This window comes from Pseudomonas sp. MPB26 (assembly GCF_046605355.1).
Classification (GTDB): domain Bacteria; phylum Pseudomonadota; class Gammaproteobacteria; order Pseudomonadales; family Pseudomonadaceae; genus Aquipseudomonas; species Aquipseudomonas cedrina.
Genome location: NZ_CP176793.1, coordinates 522,182 through 541,130, shown reverse-complemented (window position 1 = coordinate 541,130; position 18,949 = coordinate 522,182). Strand labels below are relative to the sequence as shown.

Sequence of the window (18,949 nt, the reverse complement as noted above, 5' to 3'; positions counted from 1 at the left end):
CAAAGGGAGCGGCGGGTGAGTCTCACAGGTCTTGCGCAGCGTATGAGTAAAACAAGCTTTCAGCGACTGGTGCTTGGCCTCGTCTTCAGTTCTGTGTTGGTAGGGTGTTCCAGCTCGCCAAGCAGCGGCGCGCGGGTGGTTGACCGCAATAATGCGGCGCCGCAACGACCGACGGTCACCACCGGGCAATATGTGGTGCGCAAGGGCGACACGCTGTTTTCCATTGCCTTCCGTTATGGGTGGGACTACAAGGCGCTCGCGGCTCGTAACAATATTCCCGTGCCTTACACGATCCATCCGGGCCAGACGATTCGCTTCGACGGACGCACCGGTTCAGCGCCGACGGCAGTTGTGACAAACACTGGATCTTCGCCGTCGTCCTCAAGCAAAACCACCATCATCACTCGCCCTGCCGGCACCGCCGCGCCCGCGCCTTCGAGCAAGCCCGCAGCAGCGCCGCTCCCACCTGCAGGGCCCGCGCCGACGGGCTGGGGATGGCCTTCAAACGGAGTGTTGATTGGAAAATTCTCTTCAAACGGTAGTTTGAATAAAGGCATTGATATCGCCGGGGATTTGGGACAGCCTGTTTTAGCTGCGTCTGATGGGACAGTGGTGTACGCCGGGAGTGGTTTACGGGGCTACGGCGAGCTGGTCATCATCAAGCACAGCGATACCTACGTCAGTGCCTACGGTCATAACCGCAGGTTGTTGGTTCGGGAGGGACAGCAAGTCAAAGTCGGGCAGACAATTGCCGAAATGGGATCAACGGGTACAGACCGGGTGAAACTGCACTTTGAGATTCGCCGTCAAGGGAAGCCTGTAGATCCGCTGCAATTTTTGCCCCGTCGTTGATGTTGTTGTTGCCAGCCTGTTCCCTCACGTAGAAGGAACAGGCTCCAGCGTTGCCAAGGATAAAGGCGCCGCTTGAGCTTGAGGTCGAACTCACCAAAGGACTATAACAATGGCTCTCAGTAAAGAAGCGCCGGAGTTTGACATCGACGATGAGGTTCTCCTGATGGAGGCCGGTATCGATACGGAATCGATGTCGAATGAGGGACCTGCTGTACCTTCAGTTCGCACCAAATCCAAGAACTCCACCGCGTTAAAGCAACACAAATACATTGATTACACGCGGGCGCTCGACGCGACCCAGCTGTATCTCAATGAAATCGGTTTTTCCCCTCTGCTGACCCCCGAAGAAGAAGTCCATTTTGCGCGCTTGTCGCAAAAGGGTGATCCGGCTGGGCGCAAACGCATGATTGAAAGCAACCTGCGCCTGGTGGTGAAAATCGCCCGGCGCTATGTCAATCGTGGGTTGTCCCTGTTGGACTTGATCGAGGAAGGCAACCTGGGCCTGATCCGGGCCGTGGAGAAGTTCGACCCCGAGCGGGGTTTCCGCTTCTCGACCTATGCCACCTGGTGGATTCGCCAGACCATCGAGCGGGCGATCATGAATCAGACCCGTACGATCCGGTTGCCGATCCATGTGGTCAAGGAGCTCAACGTCTACCTGCGGGCGGCGCGTGAGCTTACCCAGAAACTTGATCATGAACCTTCGCCTGAAGAAATCGCCAACCTGCTGGAAAAACCGGTAGCGGAGGTCAAGCGCATGCTGGGCCTTAACGAGCGTGTGTCTTCAGTTGACGTCTCGCTGGGTCCGGATTCGGATAAAACCTTGCTGGACACCCTGACCGATGATCGTCCGACGGATCCTTGCGAGCTGTTGCAGGACGATGATCTTTCCCAAAGTATTGACCAGTGGCTGTCGGAGCTCACGGACAAGCAGCGTGAGGTGGTGATTCGCCGCTTCGGCCTGCGTGGCCATGAGAGCAGCACCTTGGAAGATGTAGGCTTGGAGATCGGCCTCACCCGGGAGCGGGTGCGACAGATCCAGGTGGAAGGGCTCAAGCGCTTGCGTGAGATCCTGGAGAAGAATGGCTTGTCGAGTGAGTCGTTGTTTCAATAACGGCGCACCATGAAATGTGGGAGCTGGGCTTGTGTGGGAGCTGGCTTGCCTGCGATAGCATCACCGCGGTGTAACTGATACACCGAGGCGTCAGCATCGCAGGCAAGCCAGCTCCCACATAAAGCGCTCTTCCACATTTTTTTGTGCCGGGCATCGATCGTTCCCATGCTCTGCGTGGGAATGCAGCCCAGGACGCTCTGCGTCCCAAAGCATGACGCAGAGCGTCACAAGCGGCATTCCCACGCAGAGCGTGGGAACGACAGGCATAAAAAAACCCCGCTTTTGAGGGCGGGGTCTTTTCGACTAAGTCAGTACAAGTTAGATAACTTGAACTTCTTCAGCTTGCATGCCTTTCTGACCGCGGGTAGCGATGAAAGAAACCTGTTGGCCTTCTTTCAGGCTTTTGAAGCCGTCGGATTGGATAGCTTTGAAGTGAACGAACAGGTCGTCACCGGATTGTGGAGTGATGAAGCCGAAGCCTTTTTCATCGTTGAACCACTTAACGGTACCAGTTTGGCGATTAGACATGGTGTAACTCCTTGAACAAAGTTAACTGCGACTCAGGAAAAGCCCTGGCCGAGACTGAGTGCAAAGAGCAGGAAAAATTCTTGGAGATGGTTGGATCGAAATTCAACATATCGTGTAGAGATTCTCAGTGACACAAGCAACACAGTGACGTCACCTTAACCGTTTTTACCGGACGTGCCAATGGTATTTCCGAAGGTTTCTCTATTTTCGTGACTGGCGGTGGTATTTGCGCACAGCGTATGCAGCGCCGCCAGCCCCGGAACCACTGGCTTTGGCTGTAGTGAGCGGGCTTGCCCGCGGTGGGTGGCGAAGCCGCCCCAATGAAGCTAACGCCGAGCTCCAAATAGAACCCGGTTGCCTGGTTTGGAGCGGCTTCGCCACCCAGCGCGGGGCGAGCCCGCTCACTACAATGCTGCCGTGGCCTCAAAAGATAGGTAGACATTCAGGGCTATGACAGCGGGTGCATTCATCAAGAAAATCCCGGCGGCCTTTGAACCCCAACGTCCGCCCCGGTAAGATGCCCCACAGAATTTTTCCACCTCGCTATTCAGGACACACGCCATGAGCATCAAATCGGACAAGTGGATTCGCCGCATGGCGCAAGAGCACGGCATGATCGAACCGTTCGTCGAGCGGCAGGTTCGTGGCCAAAGCGATTCCCCGGTGATTTCCTACGGCGTTTCCAGCTACGGTTACGACGTGCGCTGCGCCGATGAATTCAAGGTGTTCACTAACATCAATTCGGCAATCGTCGATCCGAAGAATTTCGACGAAAAGAGCTTCGTCGACGTCAAGAGCGACGTGTGCATCATCCCGCCAAACTCTTTCGCCCTGGCGCGCACCGTGGAATTTTTCCGTATTCCCCGCGACGTGTTAACCATTTGCCTGGGTAAGAGCACCTACGCGCGTTGCGGCATTATCGTCAACGTGACACCGCTGGAGCCTGAGTGGGAAGGCCACGTGACCCTGGAGTTCTCCAACACCACCACGCTGCCGGCGAAAATCTATGCCAACGAAGGCGTGGCGCAGATGCTGTTCCTGCAGTCCGACGAGGCCTGCGAGGTGTCCTATAAAGACCGCGCGGGCAAGTATCAGGGCCAACGCGGCGTCACCCTCCCACGCGCTTGATCGAAAGGTCTTACGTAGTAAGGGAATTAGTCTGCATAAATCGACTCTATCTAGGTGTACTGCCTCGGCGCGTGTAAAACGCGCCGAGCCACGCTTGAGGAGTACCTTATGAAGATCAACCCGCGAATCAGCGCAGAACTCGCCCGGCTTGAACCCAACCAGATTGGCGTTCTGGCCTGGTCCCTGATGGCCGACCCTGCTTATGCAGGCGCCATTCCCGGCCAACCCGAGCCGGATTACCCCCAGCCCACCGAGCCCGGTGAGCCGACCCTGCCGGATGAGCCGCCACCCGCGCCTGTTGCCTGATAATCAGCCCACTGGCCAGACTTCACGGTCGCCGATCACGAATATTCGGCGATCCTTGTCCTGTTCGACTGCAAAGCCACCGGTAAACGCACCAAACGCCGGCAGCAGGCTGACCCGCGGCCCGATCTGAAAGCACGGCAGGCGCAGGCTCTGCCGGCCCTTGCCGCGCAAGCGATACACCGGATGCACATGCCCCGCCAACACGTGGTGGCTGGGATGCGCATCCGGTTCGTGCTGCAGGGCGAAAGGGCCCATCAGCAAAGGCTCCGGGACGACCACAATCCCCAAGTCGACCGGCGGGTCACCTGCGCGCTTGTCGTGATTACCGCGAATCAAGGTCATGCACAGGTCCGGGTTCAGCGCTCGCCAAGTCCTCAGCGCGCTGAGCGTGCTGCTGGCGTGGGAGCCGGGGCCGTGCAGGAAGTCGCCGAGAAAGATCACTTGGGCGCATGGATACGCCGATAGCACTTGGTCCAGGCGTTGCAGGTTCTCGGTTGTCGTCCCCTGTGGCACCGGTTGCCCCAGGCTGCGGTACGCCGAAGCCTTGCCGAAATGCGCATCGGCAATCAACAGACACTGGCGTGCCGGCCAATACACCGCCTTGTCCGCCAGCAACCACAATTCCTCTCCCTCAAGTATTACCGAGCAAACCATCAGCGCTTCCCGTTATCCGCGACTTTTTCCAGGTCCTTGACCATCCGCGCGATGCGCTCCGAGAGTTTTTCCGAACTCATGCTTTCGCGCATGCGCTCAACCAGCAGAGGAAAGGCCAGGGGCGTAGGCCGTTCGATGAGATGCAGGTCCAGTTCCAGCGCCGATAGCGTGCGCAATGTCTCTTCCAGACGACGAATATCCAGTTCGTCACGCAGGACTTCTTCCCCGGCTTGGGTCAGCAGCAGGTTCTGTGGGTCATACTGCTTGAAAACCTCAAAGAACAACCCGCTGGACGCTTGCACCTGGCGCGTACTTTTAGGCGCTCCTGGATAACCGGCAAACACCAGCCCGGCGATACGCGCGATTTCGCGAAAGCGGCGCAGGGCCAACTCCCCGGCATTCAGGCTGGCGGCGACGTCGTCCAAAAGATTTTCGGGACTCAACAGGGCCTGGTTCAACAGTACTGGCCACTCCACTTCAGTGGCGCTCAGCAATTCCAACCCGTAGTCATTCACCGCAATAGAGAAGGTCACCGGCTGCGCCTGGCCCACACGCCACGCCAACAGACTTGCCAGCCCCAGGTGCACCTGGCGCCCGGCAAAGGGGTAGAGGAACAGGTGCCGGCCCTCGCGTGATTTCAGCGCCTCAGCCAGCAAACGCCCGCGCGTCGGCAGGCCGGACCAGCGCAACTGCGTCTGCAGCAACGGGTAAACCGCCTGCATTTCCGGCCCTTCATAGCGCCCCTGCGCCGCCGCATCAAAGCGCTCCACCACGGCTTGAGCCAGTTCATTGGAAAGCGGCATGCGCCCGCCATTCCAGCGCGGCACGGCGGCTTTTTTCGCGGTGCCGCGACGCACATAAGCGGTCATGTTTTCCACACGCACCAATTCCAGCAAGCGGCCGGCGAACAGGAAGCCGTCCCCCGGCTTGAGCCGAGCGATAAAACCTTCCTCGACACTGCCGAGGTTCTTGCCGCCACCGCCTTTGCTCCAGAATTTTAGCTGGATGCTGGCATCACTGACGATGGTGCCCACGCTCATGCGATGCCGGCGTGCCAGCCTCGCATCCGGAACGCGCCAGATACCGTGCTCGTCCGGTTCCACGCGACGGTAATCCGGGTAGGCGGTCAGCGACAGGCCACCATGGCGTACAAACCCCAGGGCCCAGGCCCAGTCGGCGTCGTTGAGGTCCTGATAGGCCCACGCGCCGCGTACTTCCTGCAGCAATGCATCCGGCGTAAACCCACCGCCCAGCGCCATGCTTACCAGATGTTGTACGAGTACATCCAATGGCTTGTAGGGTGATTCACGGGCTTCGATGCGTCGCTGCGCAATCGCGTCCTGGGCGGCGGCGGCTTCAACCAGTTCCAGGCTATGGGTTGGCACCAGCGTCACCCGTGAAGGCCGTCCCGGCGCATGCCCCGAGCGGCCCGCACGCTGCATCAGGCGCGCCACGCCCTTGGCCGAGCCGATCTGCAGCACCCGCTCGACCGGCAGGAAATCCACCCCCAGGTCCAGGCTTGACGTGCATACCACCGCCTTGAGCTGACCGTCTTTGAGCGCTCGTTCCACCCAGTCACGGGTTTCCCGCGACAGAGAACCGTGGTGCAGCGCGATCACCCCGGCCCAATCGGCACGGGCCTCGAGCAACGCCTGATACCAGATCTCGGATTGCGCCCGCGTATTGGTAAACACCAGGCAACTGCTGCTGGCGTCCACCTCGGCCACCACCTGCGGCAGCATCTTCAAACCGATATGCCCGGCCCAGGGAAAGCGCTCGGTGACGGGGGGCAGCAACGTGTCGATGAGTAGCTGTTTGGCGGTTTGCCCCTGCACATTGATCCCCTCGCCTTGTGGGACCAATACCTCCAACGCGTGAGCCTGATTACCCAAGGTCGCCGAGATACCCCAGACGATCAACCCAGGATGCCAGCGCCGCAACCGTGCCAACGCCAGTTGCAGTTGCACGCCGCGTTTATTGCCGATCAGTTCGTGCCACTCATCCACGACCACCATGCGCAAGTGTCCCAGGCTGGCTTCGCTGTCGGCGCGCGCGAGCATCAGTGTCAGGCTTTCGGGCGTGGTGACCAGGGCGGTGGGCTGGCGGCGGGTCTGCCGTGCGCGTTCGCTGCTGCTGGTATCGCCGGTGCGCAGGCCGACGCTCCAGGGAATCTGCAACGCTTCAAGCGGCGCCTGGAGGGCGCGAGCGGTGTCGGCGGCGAGGGCGCGCATGGGGGTGATCCACAGCACGGTCAGCGGTTCAGCGGGCGGCTTGCGTTTACCGGTAACGGGCGCTCGACTGATGGCGAAACGATTGAGCGCGGCAAACCACAGTGCGTAGGTCTTGCCGGCGCCGGTGCTGGCATGCAGTAACCCGGAGCGGCCCGATTTGACCGCCGCCCATACCTCCTTTTGAAAGGTAAACGGCTTCCAGCCCTTGGCGATAAACCATGTCTTGGCGAAATTGCGGGAAGTTGCCATACAGCAGCTGATGCTCAGGAGGGCCTATCACACAGACCCTCCGGGCACGCCAAAGGTTTAACCCGTCAGGGTGGCCCGACGCGGCAATAGTACATTTCGCTGGCATTGGCTTGGCCCACCAGGTCGCACCTGGCGGTCGCCGGAAGGTCCAGCGGTTGATTGCCCTGGCGTTGGACCAGATAGAAGTCCTCCGAGCGTGGCAGCTGCCTGGTGTGGCGTGCCCAGCCGCTGCTGTAGAACTCCGCCGAGTAGGAGCGCGAACCTGGATAGATCAAGTCGCCAGGCGCCGCCGCCTGTTGTGCCTTCCACAACGCAACCATGGTTTTCTGGTTTTGCGGGCGATCATCGACCTTGCCGCTGATGAGCATGGCGCAGCCTGCCACCGGCAGTGTCAGCGCCACGGCGGTGATAAGCGCGGTGCGAACCTTGTGCCAGACCACATTGGCCAGCAACAGCGCCCAGGCCGGCAGCGCGGGCAGCACATAGGTCCAGAGGATGTTGGTGGACATGGTAAAGAACAGCGGCGTCGAAACCGCCCATGCCAGCACGAAGAGCCAATATTCACGCTGGCCCCGCAGCGAGGCGCGCCACTTCACCAGCAACGGCAAGAAAAACGCCCAGGGTAAAAGCCCACCCAGCAGGTGCACCCAGATCATCGCCAAGGGTTCGGCATGTGCGCTGCCGTAAAGGTCACCCTGCCAATTGCTGATGACATAGCGACTGAAATGTTCGCCGACGATGAAGTAGTGCAGGAACCCCGGGGTCTTCTGTTCCGCCAACCAATACCAAGGCAAGGCCACGGCGCTCATCAAGGCGATGCCAGGCAGCCAAGGCAAGCGGAGTAACCGTCGCCAGTGGCCAGTGAGCGCCAGCCACAGGGCGGCCGGCAACGCAATCAACACCAGTGCCAAGGGGCCTTTGGCGAGCAGGCCCAGGCCCAACCCGAAAAAACCGAGCAGCGCCCAGCCTCGATCCGCGTGCGCCAATCCACGCCACAGGCCAAGGTGTGCCAGCAGAAGGGCGAACGCCAGCGCGCCATCGGTAAGGACCGCGCCGCTTGCAAAGAAGCCCAGGGAGCAGGTCGAATAAATAATGGCAGCGGTCAAGCCGACCTGCAGGCGGCATTCGCCGGCGGCGAGACGCACGATGAGCAAGCAGCTCGCGGCATGCAGCAGCCAGGACGAGAAACGGCTGGCGAATTCGTTGATGCCGAACACCTTCATGCTCAACGCCTGCAGCCAGAATGACAGCGGGGGTTTGCCCCAGAACGGTACGCCATGATCGAACATCGGCGTGATCCAGTCGTTGGACACCAGCATCTTGCGGGCGATTTCCGCGTAGCGGGCTTCCGATGTGTCCATGATCGGATACAGGCCGAGCGTACCCAGGCGCACCAGCAGCACAGTCAACAGGATCGTCCAGAGCAAACGTATGGACGCGCGAGGGTTCACGCCGGCGGCCTTTATGGATGGATTCATGGTTGATGACGTTTATGCAGGGCGTTGGGCCTTGGATTCACCACCGTCAGCACCCGGCCGACGTATTCGCCGACCACGGCGGTACCCAGGCACAACAGCAGGATTGATTGCGCCAGAAGATGCAGTTGGGTCAGTTGGCCGAGCGTCGCGTCCACTGCGATCCACAGTGAGCCGAGCAGAAAGAGGGCGACGCTCAGGTAGCTGTACATCCGTAGCGGGCGAGTGGAAAAGGCGAGAATCGAGTCCACGCACAGGTCGAGCAATGACAGTGTGCTCCACTTGGTCCTGCCCGCCTGGCGCGGCGTGCGGTCGTAGTTCACTTCGGTGCTTGGGTAGCCAAGCCAGCTGACCAGCAGCTTCAACACCCCCGCGTTGTCATCCATGGCGCGAATGGCGGCCAGGGCGTTCGGCCCGATCAGCCTGAAATCACTGACTTGCCGGGGCACTTCGAAGTCGTCGATCAACTGGTCCATGGTGACGTAATAGAGCTGCGCGGCCATACGCTTTGCCCAGGAGTCGCAGCGCCGCGAGCGGCGTTGCATGTTCACGATCTCATGGCCCTTGCGCCATTCCTGCACCATCAGCGGGATCAATTCGGGCGGGTCCTGCAGGTCGCAGTCCATGATGATCACCGCGCCGCCTTGTACGGCGTTGATACCTGCGCGCATGGCCGCTTCCTTGCCGAAGTTGCGGCTTAAGTGGAGGCTGGTGACGCGAGGGTCCTGGGCAAATTGATCGATGATTGCGCCTGTCTGGTCTTGACTGCCGTCATTGATATAAAACACTTCGGTATTTGTATTTAACCGTTCAATGATCGCCATCAGGCGCGAATGAAATTCCGTTATGACGCACTGCTCGTTAAAGCAAGGGACCAGTATCGTAAGTTTCATGGCAGGCAACGGCTCAGCGCAAAGGCGCGCGCTTGATGTCATGTTTGAATACCCAGAAGTGATTGATCATAAACCCCTGAAGGGTCACGGCTGTCGTTGCCACTATTTGCGCGCTTAACGCGGGTGCGCCCCAGTGGGTCAGTAAGTTGACAATCAGTGTGTTGCATGAAACCTGGCTGGTGGCGGTTATCACGAACTGCCAGCAATTGCAGTGCCGCTGTGCAAAGACCCAATGCCTGGACAGGCAGTAGGCGACCAGTGCGCCCGTAATGGCGGCGCAGAGCGTGGATGAGGTCGGGCTGTAGTAAGGCAGCAAACAGATAAACACCACGAAGTGAACCAACGTGGCAATGACGCCTGCGTTCAAGTAACGAATAAACAATCGAAGTATTTTTTGCATGGCCAAAGTGTATAAAATCAAATGTGAACCAGTTGTCACGTCATGAAATGAAATTTGTGTTCGTGCTTTAGTTTTTTGTTGAAGGAATTTTCTTAATTGTTTGTATGACTTTGGAGTTTGTACTAGTGGAAATATTACTAGTGGAAGATGACCATGAATTGGCGGGGTCGTTGGGGGATTATCTCGGCGAGTTTGGCTATGAAGTAGACTTCGCGCGCGATGGCCGAAGTTGCCTGGCGCGTGTGCAGCAGCAGGCATACGACCTGATTGTCCTGGATGTCGCGATGCCTCGGATGAGCGGTTTTGACACCTGTCGGCAATTGCGGCGCGAGCAGATTCACACCCCCGTTATATTCTTGACCGCGCGTGACGCACTGCCTGATAAACAAGAAGGTTACGAGGCCGGCGGCGACGATTATCTGGTCAAGCCCTTCGAGCCTCAGGAGTTGCTATGGCGCATTCGCGCGCTGATCCGGCGAGGCTCGCCGCGTCAGCCGCGCTGCGCGAAACAACTGGGTGACCTGGTGATCGATCCGGTCTCGCAGGCGTTGATCCACAACGGTGTGGTCACGGTGTTGCCCGCGTTGCCGTTCAGCTTGCTGAGCCTGCTGGCCGATGAGGCACCGGAACCCGTCAGCCGACGCAAACTGGAGACGGCGTTGTGGCCCGATGGCGATCCGCCGGACAGCGATGCGTTGCGCACCTATATCTACCGGCTCCGGCAAGCCTTGGGCAAACCTTACGGTAACGATCTGATTCGCACCGTTCACGGTAAGGGCTATCGCCTTGCGATTCCCTACTGATTCCTTCTTTGCGCGAATCCTTTGCGCGCTGCTGCCGTTCATGGCAACCATCACCTTGTTTTACAGCGCCCTGATCTGGGCCACCGTCAATCTGACGGAGGACTACATCATTGCCAGTTATCTGAAGCTTGAGGCCCAGGCGTTCGAGGAACGGCACGCCCTGCAAGGGGCGGCTACCGCCATGCCCAACAGCATCTATCTTCAAGGCTACTGGTCGGGTGATGTTGAAGTGCCTGGCTTTGCGCGGCCATTGCCCGCAGGCCATCATGAAGTGGATGGCGAGGATGTGCATGTGTTCGTGAGTCAGGTGCCGGGGGCGTCGCAGCGCTTGATTCTGGTGCTGAACGAGTCCGAGCTCAGTCAGACCGAAGGCTACCGCGCGCAGATCTTCGGCTTGTTGTGCGCACTGGCCGGGTTGATCCTGATCCTGGGAACGGTTCTGGCCATCGCGATTGCCCGCGCCATCGCCCAACCCGTCAGCCAGTTGGCGGCGGACATGGCGGTTGCACCGCAAGCGTCATCCCGGTTCAGCGGGTTTGACCGTCAGGATGAAATCGGCACGTTGAGCCGCACGCTGTCGTCCCTGGTGACCCAGCAGAATGCCGCGCTGCAGCGCGAGCGTGCGTTTACCCGGCACGTCAGCCATGAGTTGCGTACCCCCTTGAGCATCTTGAACAACAGCCTGGCGATCCTGCGCTTGCCGGGCTGTGATGCCCAAAAGCATGCGCGCAGCCTGCTGCGCATGGAGGGCGCGCTGGCCGGGATGAAGATGACCATCGAGCTGTTTTTATCCCTGGCCCGTGAACCGCGTAAAGTGCCCCATGAGGCGATTGACCTGGCCGCTGTCGTCACCGAGCAGATCGAAAAATACCAGCAGCTTTACCCCCTTGCGACAGGCGCGCTGGTCTATGCCGGTGCACCCGCAATCACCTTGCAGGCCCATGAAGCAATCGCCCGCAGCGTGGTGCAGAACCTGCTCGGCAACGCTGTGCAGCATGGCGCCGGGAAGATCCGGGTGGTCCTCACCGGGCAGCGTTTGGTAATCATCAATAACCGCGTGGAACAGCTAACGTCGCCAGGCTTCGGCTTTGGCCTGGAAATCGTCACCCGTGCCTGCACGCATGCCGGCTGGCGCCTTGAAACCCGGCGCACCCTTCATACGTTCCGGGCGCACGTCACGTTCACTTGAGGTTGCCGCTAAGAAACTGCTGCAAGCGCTCGCTCCTGGGGTTGCCCAGTACCTCTTGCGGGGCGCCTTGTTCTTCCACCAGGCCCTTGTGCAGGAACAGCACCTGGCTCGACACCTTGCGTGCAAAGCTCATCTCGTGGGTCACCATGATCATGGTGCGGCCTTCCTCGGCCAGGCCCTGGATCACTTTCAACACTTCGCCCACCAACTCCGGGTCGAGGGCCGAGGTGGGTTCGTCAAACAGCATCACCTCCGGTTCCATGGCCAGCGCGCGGGCGATGGCGACCCGTTGCTGCTGGCCTCCGGAGAGGAACGCCGGGTACTGATCGGCCACGCGCGCCGGCAGGCCGACCTTGTCCAGGTAGCGACGGGCCCGGTCCTCGGCGTCCTTCTTGCTGCATCCCAGCACCCGGCGCGGGGCCATGGTGATGTTTTCCAGCACGCTCATGTGGCTCCACAGGTTGAAATGCTGGAATACCATGGCCAGCCGCGTGCGCAGGCGCTGCAGCTCGGCATCATCGGCCACGCGCATGCCATGGCGGTCACTGACCATGCGGATCACTTGGCCATCGAGCGTCATGGCGCCGTCATTGGGGGTTTCCAAGAAGTTGATGCAGCGCAAAAAGGTGCTCTTGCCCGAGCCGCTGGCGCCGATCAGGCTGATCACGTCACCGGTCTTGGCCTTGAGCGAAACACCTTTGAGCACCTCATTGTCGCCATAGCTTTTATGCAGGCCTTCAACGGTCAATTTGTACATGGGGCGTGCATCCTCAAGGCGAAAGTAGATAGCCGCTGCGGTAGGCTTCGGTGCCTGCGACATGGGCGATGACCATCCCGGCAGTGGCCATGCGGCGTAGCGAACGGGCGTAAAGCAGGCCGGCCTTGCGGCAGTGCACGGGCGTTACGCGGTCGGAAATGGGGTCGATGATTTCGGCGATCAATTGCCCGGCTTCCAAGTACTCGCCAGGCAGGGCACTGAACACCAGCAAGCCGCCCACCGGGGTCGCTACCGGTTCAACGCCGGCCAGCGGCGTGGCCGGGTAAGGCAAGTCGGGCAGCGGTGCGGCATCCCCCGCAATGGCGCCGAAGCGAATCAGGTAATCGATGATCGCCTGGCAGTCGAGGCTGGCCAGGCCGTGGTTGACGTCCCCTTGGCCGCGCAGTTCGACGGTCACCGAAAAGCTGCCCATGGGGATCGGGAAGCGCTCGCCGAAGCGTTGCTGCAATTGCCACCACACCAGGGTGAAACATTCATCGAAGGATTGGCCGCCGGAATCGGTGGCCAGCAAGTTCGCCTCCGAGCCGATATACCGCGCCAGCGGCTCCACCTGCGGCCACGCCTCGGGTGTGGTGTACAGGTGCGCCACGGCTTCGAAATCGCAATGCAGGTCCAGCACCATGTCGGCATTGCAGGCCAGGCGTTGCAGCACCAGGCGCTGGGATTGCAGTTGGGTGTCGGCGGTTTGCGCGGCCAGGGCGGCGGCCAGCGCGGTGCGAATCAGTGCGACGTTGCGCCGCGGATCCGGCCCGAGCAGATCTTCGACGTGGTTCCCCACCTCCTCACTGAGGTCGACAAACAGCCGATTGAAGTTCTGCCCGCTTTCCAGCTCGTAGCGGCCCAGCGGAATATCCATCAATACCTGTTCCAGGCCCACCGGGTTGGCGATGGGCACCAGCACGATCTCGCTGCGCAAGCGACCGGCAGCCGCCAGCTCGGCCAGGCGCACCTTGAGGTGCCAGGCCACCAGCATGCCGGGCAGTTCATCGGCATGCAGCGACGACTGGATGTAAATCTTGCCCTCGGCCTGCTCCGGGCCAAAGTGAAAACTGTGGATCTGCCGCGCCGTGCCGGGCACCGGCGCGATCAGTGGATGGACCTGATGACGCATGAAGGCTCCTTAATGGCTCGGCCCGAGAAACGCCAGCCAGCGGCGCTCCGCCAGACGAAACAGACCCACCAAAGCAAAGGTCACGCTCAGGTAGATCAGCGCGGCGATACCAAATGATTGAAAGGTCATGAAGGTTGCCGAGTTGGCATCCCGCGCCACTTTGAGGATATCTGGAATCGTCGCGGTAAAGGCCACGGTGGTTGAGTGCAGCATCAGGATCACTTCGTTGCTGTAGTAGGGCAACGAGCGGCGCAGCGCCGAGGGCATGATCACGTAGGCGTACAGCTTCCAGCCGCTCAAGCCGTAGGCCTTGGCCGCTTCGACTTCGCCATGGGCCATGCTGCGAATCGCCCCGGCGAAAATCTCCGTGGTGTAGGCGCAGGTATTGAGGGCGAAGGCCAGGATGGTGCAGTTCATTGCATCGCGAAAGAACGCATCCAGCAGGGGCTGTTCGCGCACGGCGGCGATGCTGTAGATGCCGGTGTAGCAGATCAGCAGCTGGATATAGAGCGGCGTGCCACGGAACAGATAGGTATAGAACTGCACCGGCCAGCGCACCAGGCGCTTGCGCGACACGCGGGCGATGGACAACGGGATCGACACCAGAAAGCCGATGACCAGGGCGGCGCTGAGCAGCCACATCGTCATGGCCAGGCCGGTGATGTGCTGGCCGTCGCTATAAAGGAAGGGGCGCCAGTATTCCTGCAAGAGTTCGATCATCGCACGGCCTCCCGGGCGCCAGCGGAGTAGCGACGTTCAAGGCGACGCAGGACGAAGTTGGACGCGCTGGTGATCATCAGGTAGATCAGCGCGGCGAGCACCAGGAAATAGAACAGTTGGTAGGTGCTTTTGCCCGCATCCTGGGCCGCCTTGACCAAATCCGCCAGGCCGATGATCGACACCAGCGCCGTGGCCTTGAGCATCACCATCCAATTATTGCCGATACCCGGCAGGGCAAAGCGCATCATTTGCGGAAAGGTCACGTAGCGAAACCGCTGGCCGCGCTTGAGGCCATAGGCCGTGGCGGCTTCCAGTTGGCCACGGGGCACTGCGAGGATCGCGCCGCGAAAGGTCTCGGTGAAGTAGGCGCCGTAAATAAAGCCCAGGGTGATGACCCCGGCGCTGAAGGGGTCGATCTCGATGTATTCCCATTCCATCAAATCGGTAAAACCGGTAAGCCAGGTTTGCAGGCTATAGAAAATCAGCAGCATCAGCACCAGGTCGGGTACACCGCGAATCAACGTGGTGTAGAGCTGGGCGGGGATACGCAGGAAGGGCAGGCTGGAGAGTTTGGCGCTGGCGCCGAGCAGACCGAGCAATACGCTGACGGCCAGAGACAGCACCGACAACTTTATAGTCATCCAGGTGCCTTGCAGCAACAGCGGGCCGAAACCCTTCAGGCTGAACGCGCTCAGCCCGAGAGTTTGCAACAGATCTTCGAACATAAATCAGGACCTATGGCGATAAAAAAGCGCCCCTGCATAAGAAGGGGCGCCCGGGCATTATTTGCCGCTGTACAGGTTCAGATCGCCAAAGTGTTTCTTCTGGATGGTGGCGTAGGTGCCATCATCGTGTAACGCTTTGATACCTTTATCCAAAAGCGCCTTCAGTTCAGTGTTACCTTTTTTGATACCGATGGCGGTTTTCGACGGGAGCAGTGGATCGTCGATGGCCGCGCTGACTTCATAACCGGCGCCGGCTGGCGACTTCAAAAAGCCCAGTTCGGCTTGCAGCATGTCTTGCACGGAAGCGTCGAGACGGCCGGAAGTCAGGTCGGCATACACCTGATCCTGGTTGGCGTAGGCCTTGGTGGTCACACCGGCTTTATCCAGTACGGCCTTGGCATAGGCTTCCTGGATGGTGCCTTGCTCGTAGCCCACGGATTTGCCCTTGAGCGACTCTGGCGTCGAGTAGCCCGCGCCTTTCTTGAACACCAGCGAAGTAGGGCCGGAGAACAGCTCGTTGGAGAAGTCGATGGCCTTTTCACGCACCGGGGTCACGGTCATGGACGAAATCACGCCGTCGAACTTGTTGGCCTTGAGGCCTGGAATCATGCCGTCGAAATCGCTTTCGACCCATTTGCACTTCACTTTCAGCTCGGCACAGATCGCATTGCCCAGGTCGATATCAAAGCCCACCAGGCTGCCATCGGCTGCCTTGGATTCAAACGGCGCGTAGGACGGATCGACACCAAAACGCAGTTCCTTGTATTCCTTGGCCAGCGCGGTACCGGCGGCCATGCACAGAGCCAGTGCAGAAAGGGTCAGCAATGCTTTTTTCATTATGTAATCCCTGGAAACCAAGATAAGCGCTTGTGGCGCGTTTAGGACTGTTACTGAACGGTGTCAGACGCATCACCGGAAGCAATTTCTGCACCATAGTCCCGAATGGGTGTTTTAAAAGGTGGGATAAGGGCGTTGTGAGCGTAGGCTGTGCCCGAAAATGGGCGCTGAAAAATCAGTGCACCATTTCAGATCGCATGAAGATCTAAAACTGTGGGAGCTGGCTTGCCTGCGATAGCGGTATGTCAGCCAACCCATCTGTAAACTGACCCACAGCTATCGCAGGCAAGCCAGCTCCCACAGGGGAATCGTGTTCAGGCCAGCAGGTCCTGCAGTGTGGCCAGGTTGTCGGCTTCTTCCACAGATTTATCCTGGCGCCAGCGCAGCATCCGCGGAAACCGCACCGCGATCCCGCTCTTATGCCGCTTGGACAGGGCTATCCCCTCGAACCCAAGCTCAAACACCATGCTCGGCGTCACGCTGCTCACCGGGCCGAATTTCTCTACCGTGGTCTTGCGCACAATCGCATCGACTTTGCGCATCTCTTCGTCGGTCAGTCCTGAATACGCCTTCGCGAACGGCACCAAGGTGCGTTCGCTGCCGGGTGGGCCGTCCCACACCGCGAAGGTGTAGTCGCTGTAGAGACTGGCGCGTCGGCCGTGGCCGCGTTGGGCGTAGATCAGCACCGCGTCGACGCTGAACGGGTCGACTTTCCACTTCCACCACAGGCCCATGTCCTTGGTGCGACCCACACCATAGAGACCCTTGCGGTCCTTGATCATCATGCCTTCCACGCCAAGGCTGCGTGAGGCTTCGCGTTGTTCGGCCAGGTCCTGCCAGCTGCTGCCCGTCAGCAAGGGTGATTCTCGCAGCACGGGCTGGTTGCACTGGTCGATCACCTGTTCCAGTTGCGTGCGGCGTTCAGCCTGGGTGTGGTTGCGCCAATCGTCACCCGCATATTCCAGCAAGTCGTAAGCCAGGACTGCCACGGGGGCATCCTCAAGCACTTTTTTGCTCAGGGTCTTGCGCCCAATCCGCTGTTGCAGAAGCGCGAAAGGTTGCACGGCGTCTTTCCAGACGACGATCTCGCCGTCGATCACGGTGCCATCGGGCAAGCCGCTTACCAGGCTGTGAAGTTCGGGGAAGCGTTCAGTCACCAATTCTTCGCCGCGTGACCAGACCCACAGGCGGCCCTCACGTTTGACCAGTTGCGCGCGGATGCCATCGTACTTCCATTCCACCTGCCAATCGGTGGGAGGGCCGAGCAACGTGTCGAATTGCTCCACCGGTTGCGCCAACCCATGCGCAAGAAAAAACGGATAAGGCTGCCCGCCCCGTTGCGCATGTTCGTCGGATGATTCGGCGGCGATCAGCTTCAAGTAGCCCTCAGGCGTAGGACGGTTGGACAGGTCGGTGTAGCCCACCAACCGCTGTGCCACGCGCTTGCTGTCCAGGCCAGCCATCGCAGCCAGCGCGCGGGTGACCAGCAGCTTGGACACCCCGACGCGGAAACTGCCGGTGATCAGCTTGATGCACACCATCAGGCTGGGCTGGTCCAGTTGCGCCCATAACGCGGGTAGACGTTCAGCAAGCTCCAGGGGAGGCAGGCCACGCAGGGGCAGGAGTTTTTCTTCCAGCCACACTGCCAGGCCGTCCTGCGAGGTGTAGGTCGACTCCGGTAGCAACAGGGAAATGGTCTCCGCCAAGTCACCCACCGACTGGTAGCTTTCCTCAAACAGCCACGGCTCGATGCCGGACGCTTCGGTGGCCATGTCGCGCAGCAGACGCGTCGGCACCAATTGCCGAGGCCGACCGCCGGACAAGAAATACACGGCCCACGCGGCATCGTCCGGTGCCGCTTGCCGGAAGTAGGTCTGCAACGCGGCAAGTTTGGCGTTGCTGGAGGTGGTGGCGTCGAGGTTGGCGTAAAGTTCGGCGAAGGCCTTCATGTGCTGGGTTCCTCTTCGTCATCGCCGTATTCGGTGACGAAGCCTTGGGCATCCAGGCCTTTTTCCCGCAAATGACGCACCAGAACGCCGACAGAACCGTGGGTAACCATCACCCGTTCGGCGCCGGTTTGCTCGATGGCCCACAACAGGCCGGGCCAGTCGGCGTGGTCCGACAGCACAAAACCCCGGTCCACACCGCGCCGCCGCCGAGTGCCGCGCAAGCGCATCCAGCCGCTGGCGAACGCGTCGCTGAAGTCGCCGAAGCGCTTGATCCAACTGCTGCCGCCCGCGGATGGCGGTGCGATGATCAAGGCTTGGCGCAACAGCGGGTCGGTCTTGTTGAAGTCGCCGGCATAGAGGGTTTCAGGGATGTAGACCCCTGCCTCGCGGTACACCCGGTTCAACGGTTCGACCGCGCCGTGGCTGAGGATCGGGCCGATGCTGGCGTCGATGCCATGCAGGATGCGCTGGGCCTTGCCGAAGGAGTAACAGAACAACACGCTGGCTTTGCCTGCCGCGATATTCGCCTGCCACCACTCGTTGATCCCGGCGAAGATCTGCGCCTGGGGCTGCCAGCGATAGATCGGCAGGCCGAAGGTGGACTCGGTGATGAACGTGTGGCAACGCACCGGTTCGAAGGGCGCGCAGGTGCCGTCGGGCTCGACCTTGTAATCACCGGATGCGACCCAGACTTCGCCCTTGTATTCCAGGCGCACCTGGGCCGAACCGAGCACATGCCCGGCCGGGTGAAAACTTAAGGTCACGCCGTGATGAACCAATGGCTCGCCGTAGGCCAGGGTTTGCAGGTTGATGTCCTGGCCCAGGCGCGAACGCAGGATGCCTTCGCCCGGCGCGGCGGCGAGGTAATGCTCGTTGCCGGTGCGGGCGTGGTCGCCGTGGGCGTGAGTGATGACCGAACGTTCAACCGGGCGCCAGGGATCGATGTAGAAATCACCGGCGGGGCAGTAGAGGCCTTCGGGGCGGGCGATGACAAGGTCCATGGGGTG

General features: G+C 60.2%; 19 protein-coding genes. 6 read left to right on the top strand and 13 right to left on the bottom strand.

Annotated elements, in window-relative coordinates:
* Positions 1 to 15: 15 nt before the first annotated feature.
* Positions 16 to 852 carry a peptidoglycan DD-metalloendopeptidase family protein gene (locus tag ACLH0H_RS02575; protein WP_076950044.1) on the top strand — a complete coding sequence of 279 codons (837 nt, stop codon included), beginning with the start codon at positions 16 to 18 and terminating at the stop codon, positions 850 to 852.
* A 109-nt stretch (positions 853 to 961) separates the two neighbouring features.
* Entirely contained in the window at positions 962 to 1,966 is a 1,005-nt protein-coding gene (gene rpoS / locus ACLH0H_RS02570) for an RNA polymerase sigma factor RpoS (protein WP_076950045.1), read from the top strand.
* Between the two features lie 318 nt (positions 1,967 to 2,284).
* On the opposite strand, the gene ACLH0H_RS02565 is transcribed toward rpoS, so the two are convergent.
* Positions 2,285 to 2,494, bottom strand: coding sequence for a cold-shock protein (locus tag ACLH0H_RS02565; protein WP_002554837.1), 210 nt, complete (start codon positions 2,492 to 2,494; stop codon positions 2,285 to 2,287).
* Positions 2,495 to 3,055: 561 nt separating this feature from the next.
* On the opposite strand from ACLH0H_RS02565, the gene dcd reads away from it, so the two are divergent.
* Positions 3,056 to 3,622 (top strand): dCTP deaminase, encoded by a 567-nt coding sequence (dcd, locus tag ACLH0H_RS02560; RefSeq protein ID WP_307386551.1) that lies wholly within the window; start codon positions 3,056 to 3,058, stop codon positions 3,620 to 3,622.
* Positions 3,623 to 3,730: 108 nt separating this feature from the next.
* A complete protein-coding gene (locus tag ACLH0H_RS02555) occupies positions 3,731 to 3,928 on the top strand; it encodes a hypothetical protein (protein ID WP_411380855.1) in 198 nt (65 codons plus the stop codon).
* 3 nt (positions 3,929 to 3,931) lie between these two features.
* Here ACLH0H_RS02555 and pdeM read toward each other — a convergent pair whose 3' ends face one another.
* The 5 genes from pdeM to ACLH0H_RS02530 all read right to left on the bottom strand — a co-directional run bounded on the left by pdeM (position 3,932) and on the right by ACLH0H_RS02530 (position 9,830).
* Positions 3,932 to 4,582, bottom strand: a complete 651-nt coding sequence (pdeM, locus tag ACLH0H_RS02550) for a ligase-associated DNA damage response endonuclease PdeM (RefSeq protein ID WP_411380854.1) — start codon at positions 4,580 to 4,582, stop codon at positions 3,932 to 3,934.
* On the bottom strand, positions 4,582 to 7,062 hold the full coding sequence (locus ACLH0H_RS02545; protein WP_411380853.1) for a ligase-associated DNA damage response DEXH box helicase: 2,481 nt from the start codon (positions 7,060 to 7,062) through the stop codon (positions 4,582 to 4,584). Before ACLH0H_RS02545 ends, pdeM begins: the two co-directional genes overlap by 1 nt.
* A 65-nt stretch (positions 7,063 to 7,127) precedes the next feature.
* Positions 7,128 to 8,540, bottom strand: coding sequence for an ArnT family glycosyltransferase (locus ACLH0H_RS02540; RefSeq protein ID WP_411380852.1), 1,413 nt, complete (start codon positions 8,538 to 8,540; stop codon positions 7,128 to 7,130).
* Positions 8,537 to 9,430 (bottom strand): glycosyltransferase family 2 protein, encoded by an 894-nt coding sequence (locus tag ACLH0H_RS02535; protein ID WP_411380851.1) that lies wholly within the window; start codon positions 9,428 to 9,430, stop codon positions 8,537 to 8,539. Before ACLH0H_RS02535 ends, ACLH0H_RS02540 begins: the two co-directional genes overlap by 4 nt.
* A 13-nt stretch (positions 9,431 to 9,443) precedes the next feature.
* Complete coding sequence (locus ACLH0H_RS02530) at positions 9,444 to 9,830, bottom strand: GtrA family protein (RefSeq protein ID WP_411380850.1); 387 nt, start codon at positions 9,828 to 9,830, stop codon at positions 9,444 to 9,446.
* Positions 9,831 to 9,970: 140 nt separating this feature from the next.
* Between ACLH0H_RS02530 and ACLH0H_RS02525 the strand changes: the two genes are divergently transcribed.
* Together ACLH0H_RS02525 and ACLH0H_RS02520 are read left to right on the top strand one after the other, a co-directional pair.
* Positions 9,971 to 10,633 carry a response regulator transcription factor gene (locus ACLH0H_RS02525; RefSeq protein ID WP_411380849.1) on the top strand — a complete coding sequence of 221 codons (663 nt, stop codon included), beginning with the start codon at positions 9,971 to 9,973 and terminating at the stop codon, positions 10,631 to 10,633.
* A 40-nt stretch (positions 10,634 to 10,673) separates the two neighbouring features.
* On the top strand, positions 10,674 to 11,822 hold the full coding sequence (locus ACLH0H_RS02520) for a sensor histidine kinase (protein ID WP_411380848.1): 1,149 nt from the start codon (positions 10,674 to 10,676) through the stop codon (positions 11,820 to 11,822).
* Here ACLH0H_RS02520 and ACLH0H_RS02515 read toward each other — a convergent pair.
* The 7 genes from ACLH0H_RS02515 to ACLH0H_RS02485 form a co-directional block, all read right to left on the bottom strand.
* Complete coding sequence (locus ACLH0H_RS02515) at positions 11,815 to 12,579, bottom strand: ABC transporter ATP-binding protein (protein ID WP_186691174.1); 765 nt, start codon at positions 12,577 to 12,579, stop codon at positions 11,815 to 11,817. The two genes, ACLH0H_RS02520 and ACLH0H_RS02515, sit on opposite strands and share 8 nt — an antisense overlap.
* Before the next feature lie 13 nt (positions 12,580 to 12,592).
* The gene (locus ACLH0H_RS02510) at positions 12,593 to 13,711 is read right to left on the bottom strand and encodes a succinylglutamate desuccinylase/aspartoacylase family protein (protein ID WP_411380847.1); all 1,119 of its coding nucleotides are present in this window, start codon (positions 13,709 to 13,711) and stop codon (positions 12,593 to 12,595) included.
* Positions 13,712 to 13,720: 9 nt separating this feature from the next.
* Complete coding sequence (locus tag ACLH0H_RS02505) at positions 13,721 to 14,431, bottom strand: ABC transporter permease (RefSeq protein ID WP_076950057.1); 711 nt, start codon at positions 14,429 to 14,431, stop codon at positions 13,721 to 13,723.
* A complete protein-coding gene (locus ACLH0H_RS02500; RefSeq protein WP_411380846.1) occupies positions 14,428 to 15,156 on the bottom strand; it encodes an ABC transporter permease in 729 nt (242 codons plus the stop codon). Before ACLH0H_RS02500 ends, ACLH0H_RS02505 begins: the two co-directional genes overlap by 4 nt.
* 57 nt (positions 15,157 to 15,213) lie before the next feature.
* Positions 15,214 to 15,993, bottom strand: coding sequence for a transporter substrate-binding domain-containing protein (locus ACLH0H_RS02495; protein ID WP_025855157.1), 780 nt, complete (start codon positions 15,991 to 15,993; stop codon positions 15,214 to 15,216).
* Between the two features lie 314 nt (positions 15,994 to 16,307).
* Positions 16,308 to 17,942 (bottom strand): ATP-dependent DNA ligase, encoded by a 1,635-nt coding sequence (locus tag ACLH0H_RS02490; RefSeq protein ID WP_411380845.1) that lies wholly within the window; start codon positions 17,940 to 17,942, stop codon positions 16,308 to 16,310.
* Positions 17,939 to 18,943: a ligase-associated DNA damage response exonuclease gene (locus ACLH0H_RS02485; protein WP_411380844.1), complete on the bottom strand. Its 1,005-nt coding sequence runs from the start codon at positions 18,941 to 18,943 to the stop codon at positions 17,939 to 17,941. Before ACLH0H_RS02485 ends, ACLH0H_RS02490 begins: the two co-directional genes overlap by 4 nt.
* Positions 18,944 to 18,949 lie beyond the last annotated feature (6 nt).

What these genes read in the sequence shown, in the direction of transcription:
- ACLH0H_RS02565 (WP_002554837.1), bottom strand. Translation starts at nt 2,494, where the DNA reads ATGTCTAATCGCCAAACTGGTACCGTTAAGTGGTTCAACGATGAAAAA.
- dcd (WP_307386551.1), top strand. Translation starts at nt 3,056, where the DNA reads ATGAGCATCAAATCGGACAAGTGGATTCGCCGCATGGCGCAAGAGCAC.
- ACLH0H_RS02545 (WP_411380853.1), bottom strand. Translation starts at nt 7,062, where the DNA reads ATGGCAACTTCCCGCAATTTCGCCAAGACATGGTTTATCGCCAAGGGC.
- ACLH0H_RS02530 (WP_411380850.1), bottom strand. Translation starts at nt 9,830, where the DNA reads ATGCAAAAAATACTTCGATTGTTTATTCGTTACTTGAACGCAGGCGTC.
- ACLH0H_RS02555 (WP_411380855.1), top strand. Translation starts at nt 3,731, where the DNA reads ATGAAGATCAACCCGCGAATCAGCGCAGAACTCGCCCGGCTTGAACCC.
- pdeM (WP_411380854.1), bottom strand. Translation starts at nt 4,582, where the DNA reads ATGGTTTGCTCGGTAATACTTGAGGGAGAGGAATTGTGGTTGCTGGCG.
- ACLH0H_RS02490 (WP_411380845.1), bottom strand. Translation starts at nt 17,942, where the DNA reads ATGAAGGCCTTCGCCGAACTTTACGCCAACCTCGACGCCACCACCTCC.
- ACLH0H_RS02495 (WP_025855157.1), bottom strand. Translation starts at nt 15,993, where the DNA reads ATGAAAAAAGCATTGCTGACCCTTTCTGCACTGGCTCTGTGCATGGCC.
- ACLH0H_RS02540 (WP_411380852.1), bottom strand. Translation starts at nt 8,540, where the DNA reads ATGAATCCATCCATAAAGGCCGCCGGCGTGAACCCTCGCGCGTCCATA.
- ACLH0H_RS02515 (WP_186691174.1), bottom strand. Translation starts at nt 12,579, where the DNA reads ATGTACAAATTGACCGTTGAAGGCCTGCATAAAAGCTATGGCGACAAT.
- ACLH0H_RS02520 (WP_411380848.1), top strand. Translation starts at nt 10,674, where the DNA reads ATGGCAACCATCACCTTGTTTTACAGCGCCCTGATCTGGGCCACCGTC.
- ACLH0H_RS02485 (WP_411380844.1), bottom strand. Translation starts at nt 18,943, where the DNA reads ATGGACCTTGTCATCGCCCGCCCCGAAGGCCTCTACTGCCCCGCCGGT.
- ACLH0H_RS02500 (WP_411380846.1), bottom strand. Translation starts at nt 15,156, where the DNA reads ATGTTCGAAGATCTGTTGCAAACTCTCGGGCTGAGCGCGTTCAGCCTG.
- ACLH0H_RS02535 (WP_411380851.1), bottom strand. Translation starts at nt 9,430, where the DNA reads ATGAAACTTACGATACTGGTCCCTTGCTTTAACGAGCAGTGCGTCATA.
- rpoS (WP_076950045.1), top strand. Translation starts at nt 962, where the DNA reads ATGGCTCTCAGTAAAGAAGCGCCGGAGTTTGACATCGACGATGAGGTT.
- ACLH0H_RS02510 (WP_411380847.1), bottom strand. Translation starts at nt 13,711, where the DNA reads ATGCGTCATCAGGTCCATCCACTGATCGCGCCGGTGCCCGGCACGGCG.
- ACLH0H_RS02505 (WP_076950057.1), bottom strand. Translation starts at nt 14,431, where the DNA reads ATGATCGAACTCTTGCAGGAATACTGGCGCCCCTTCCTTTATAGCGAC.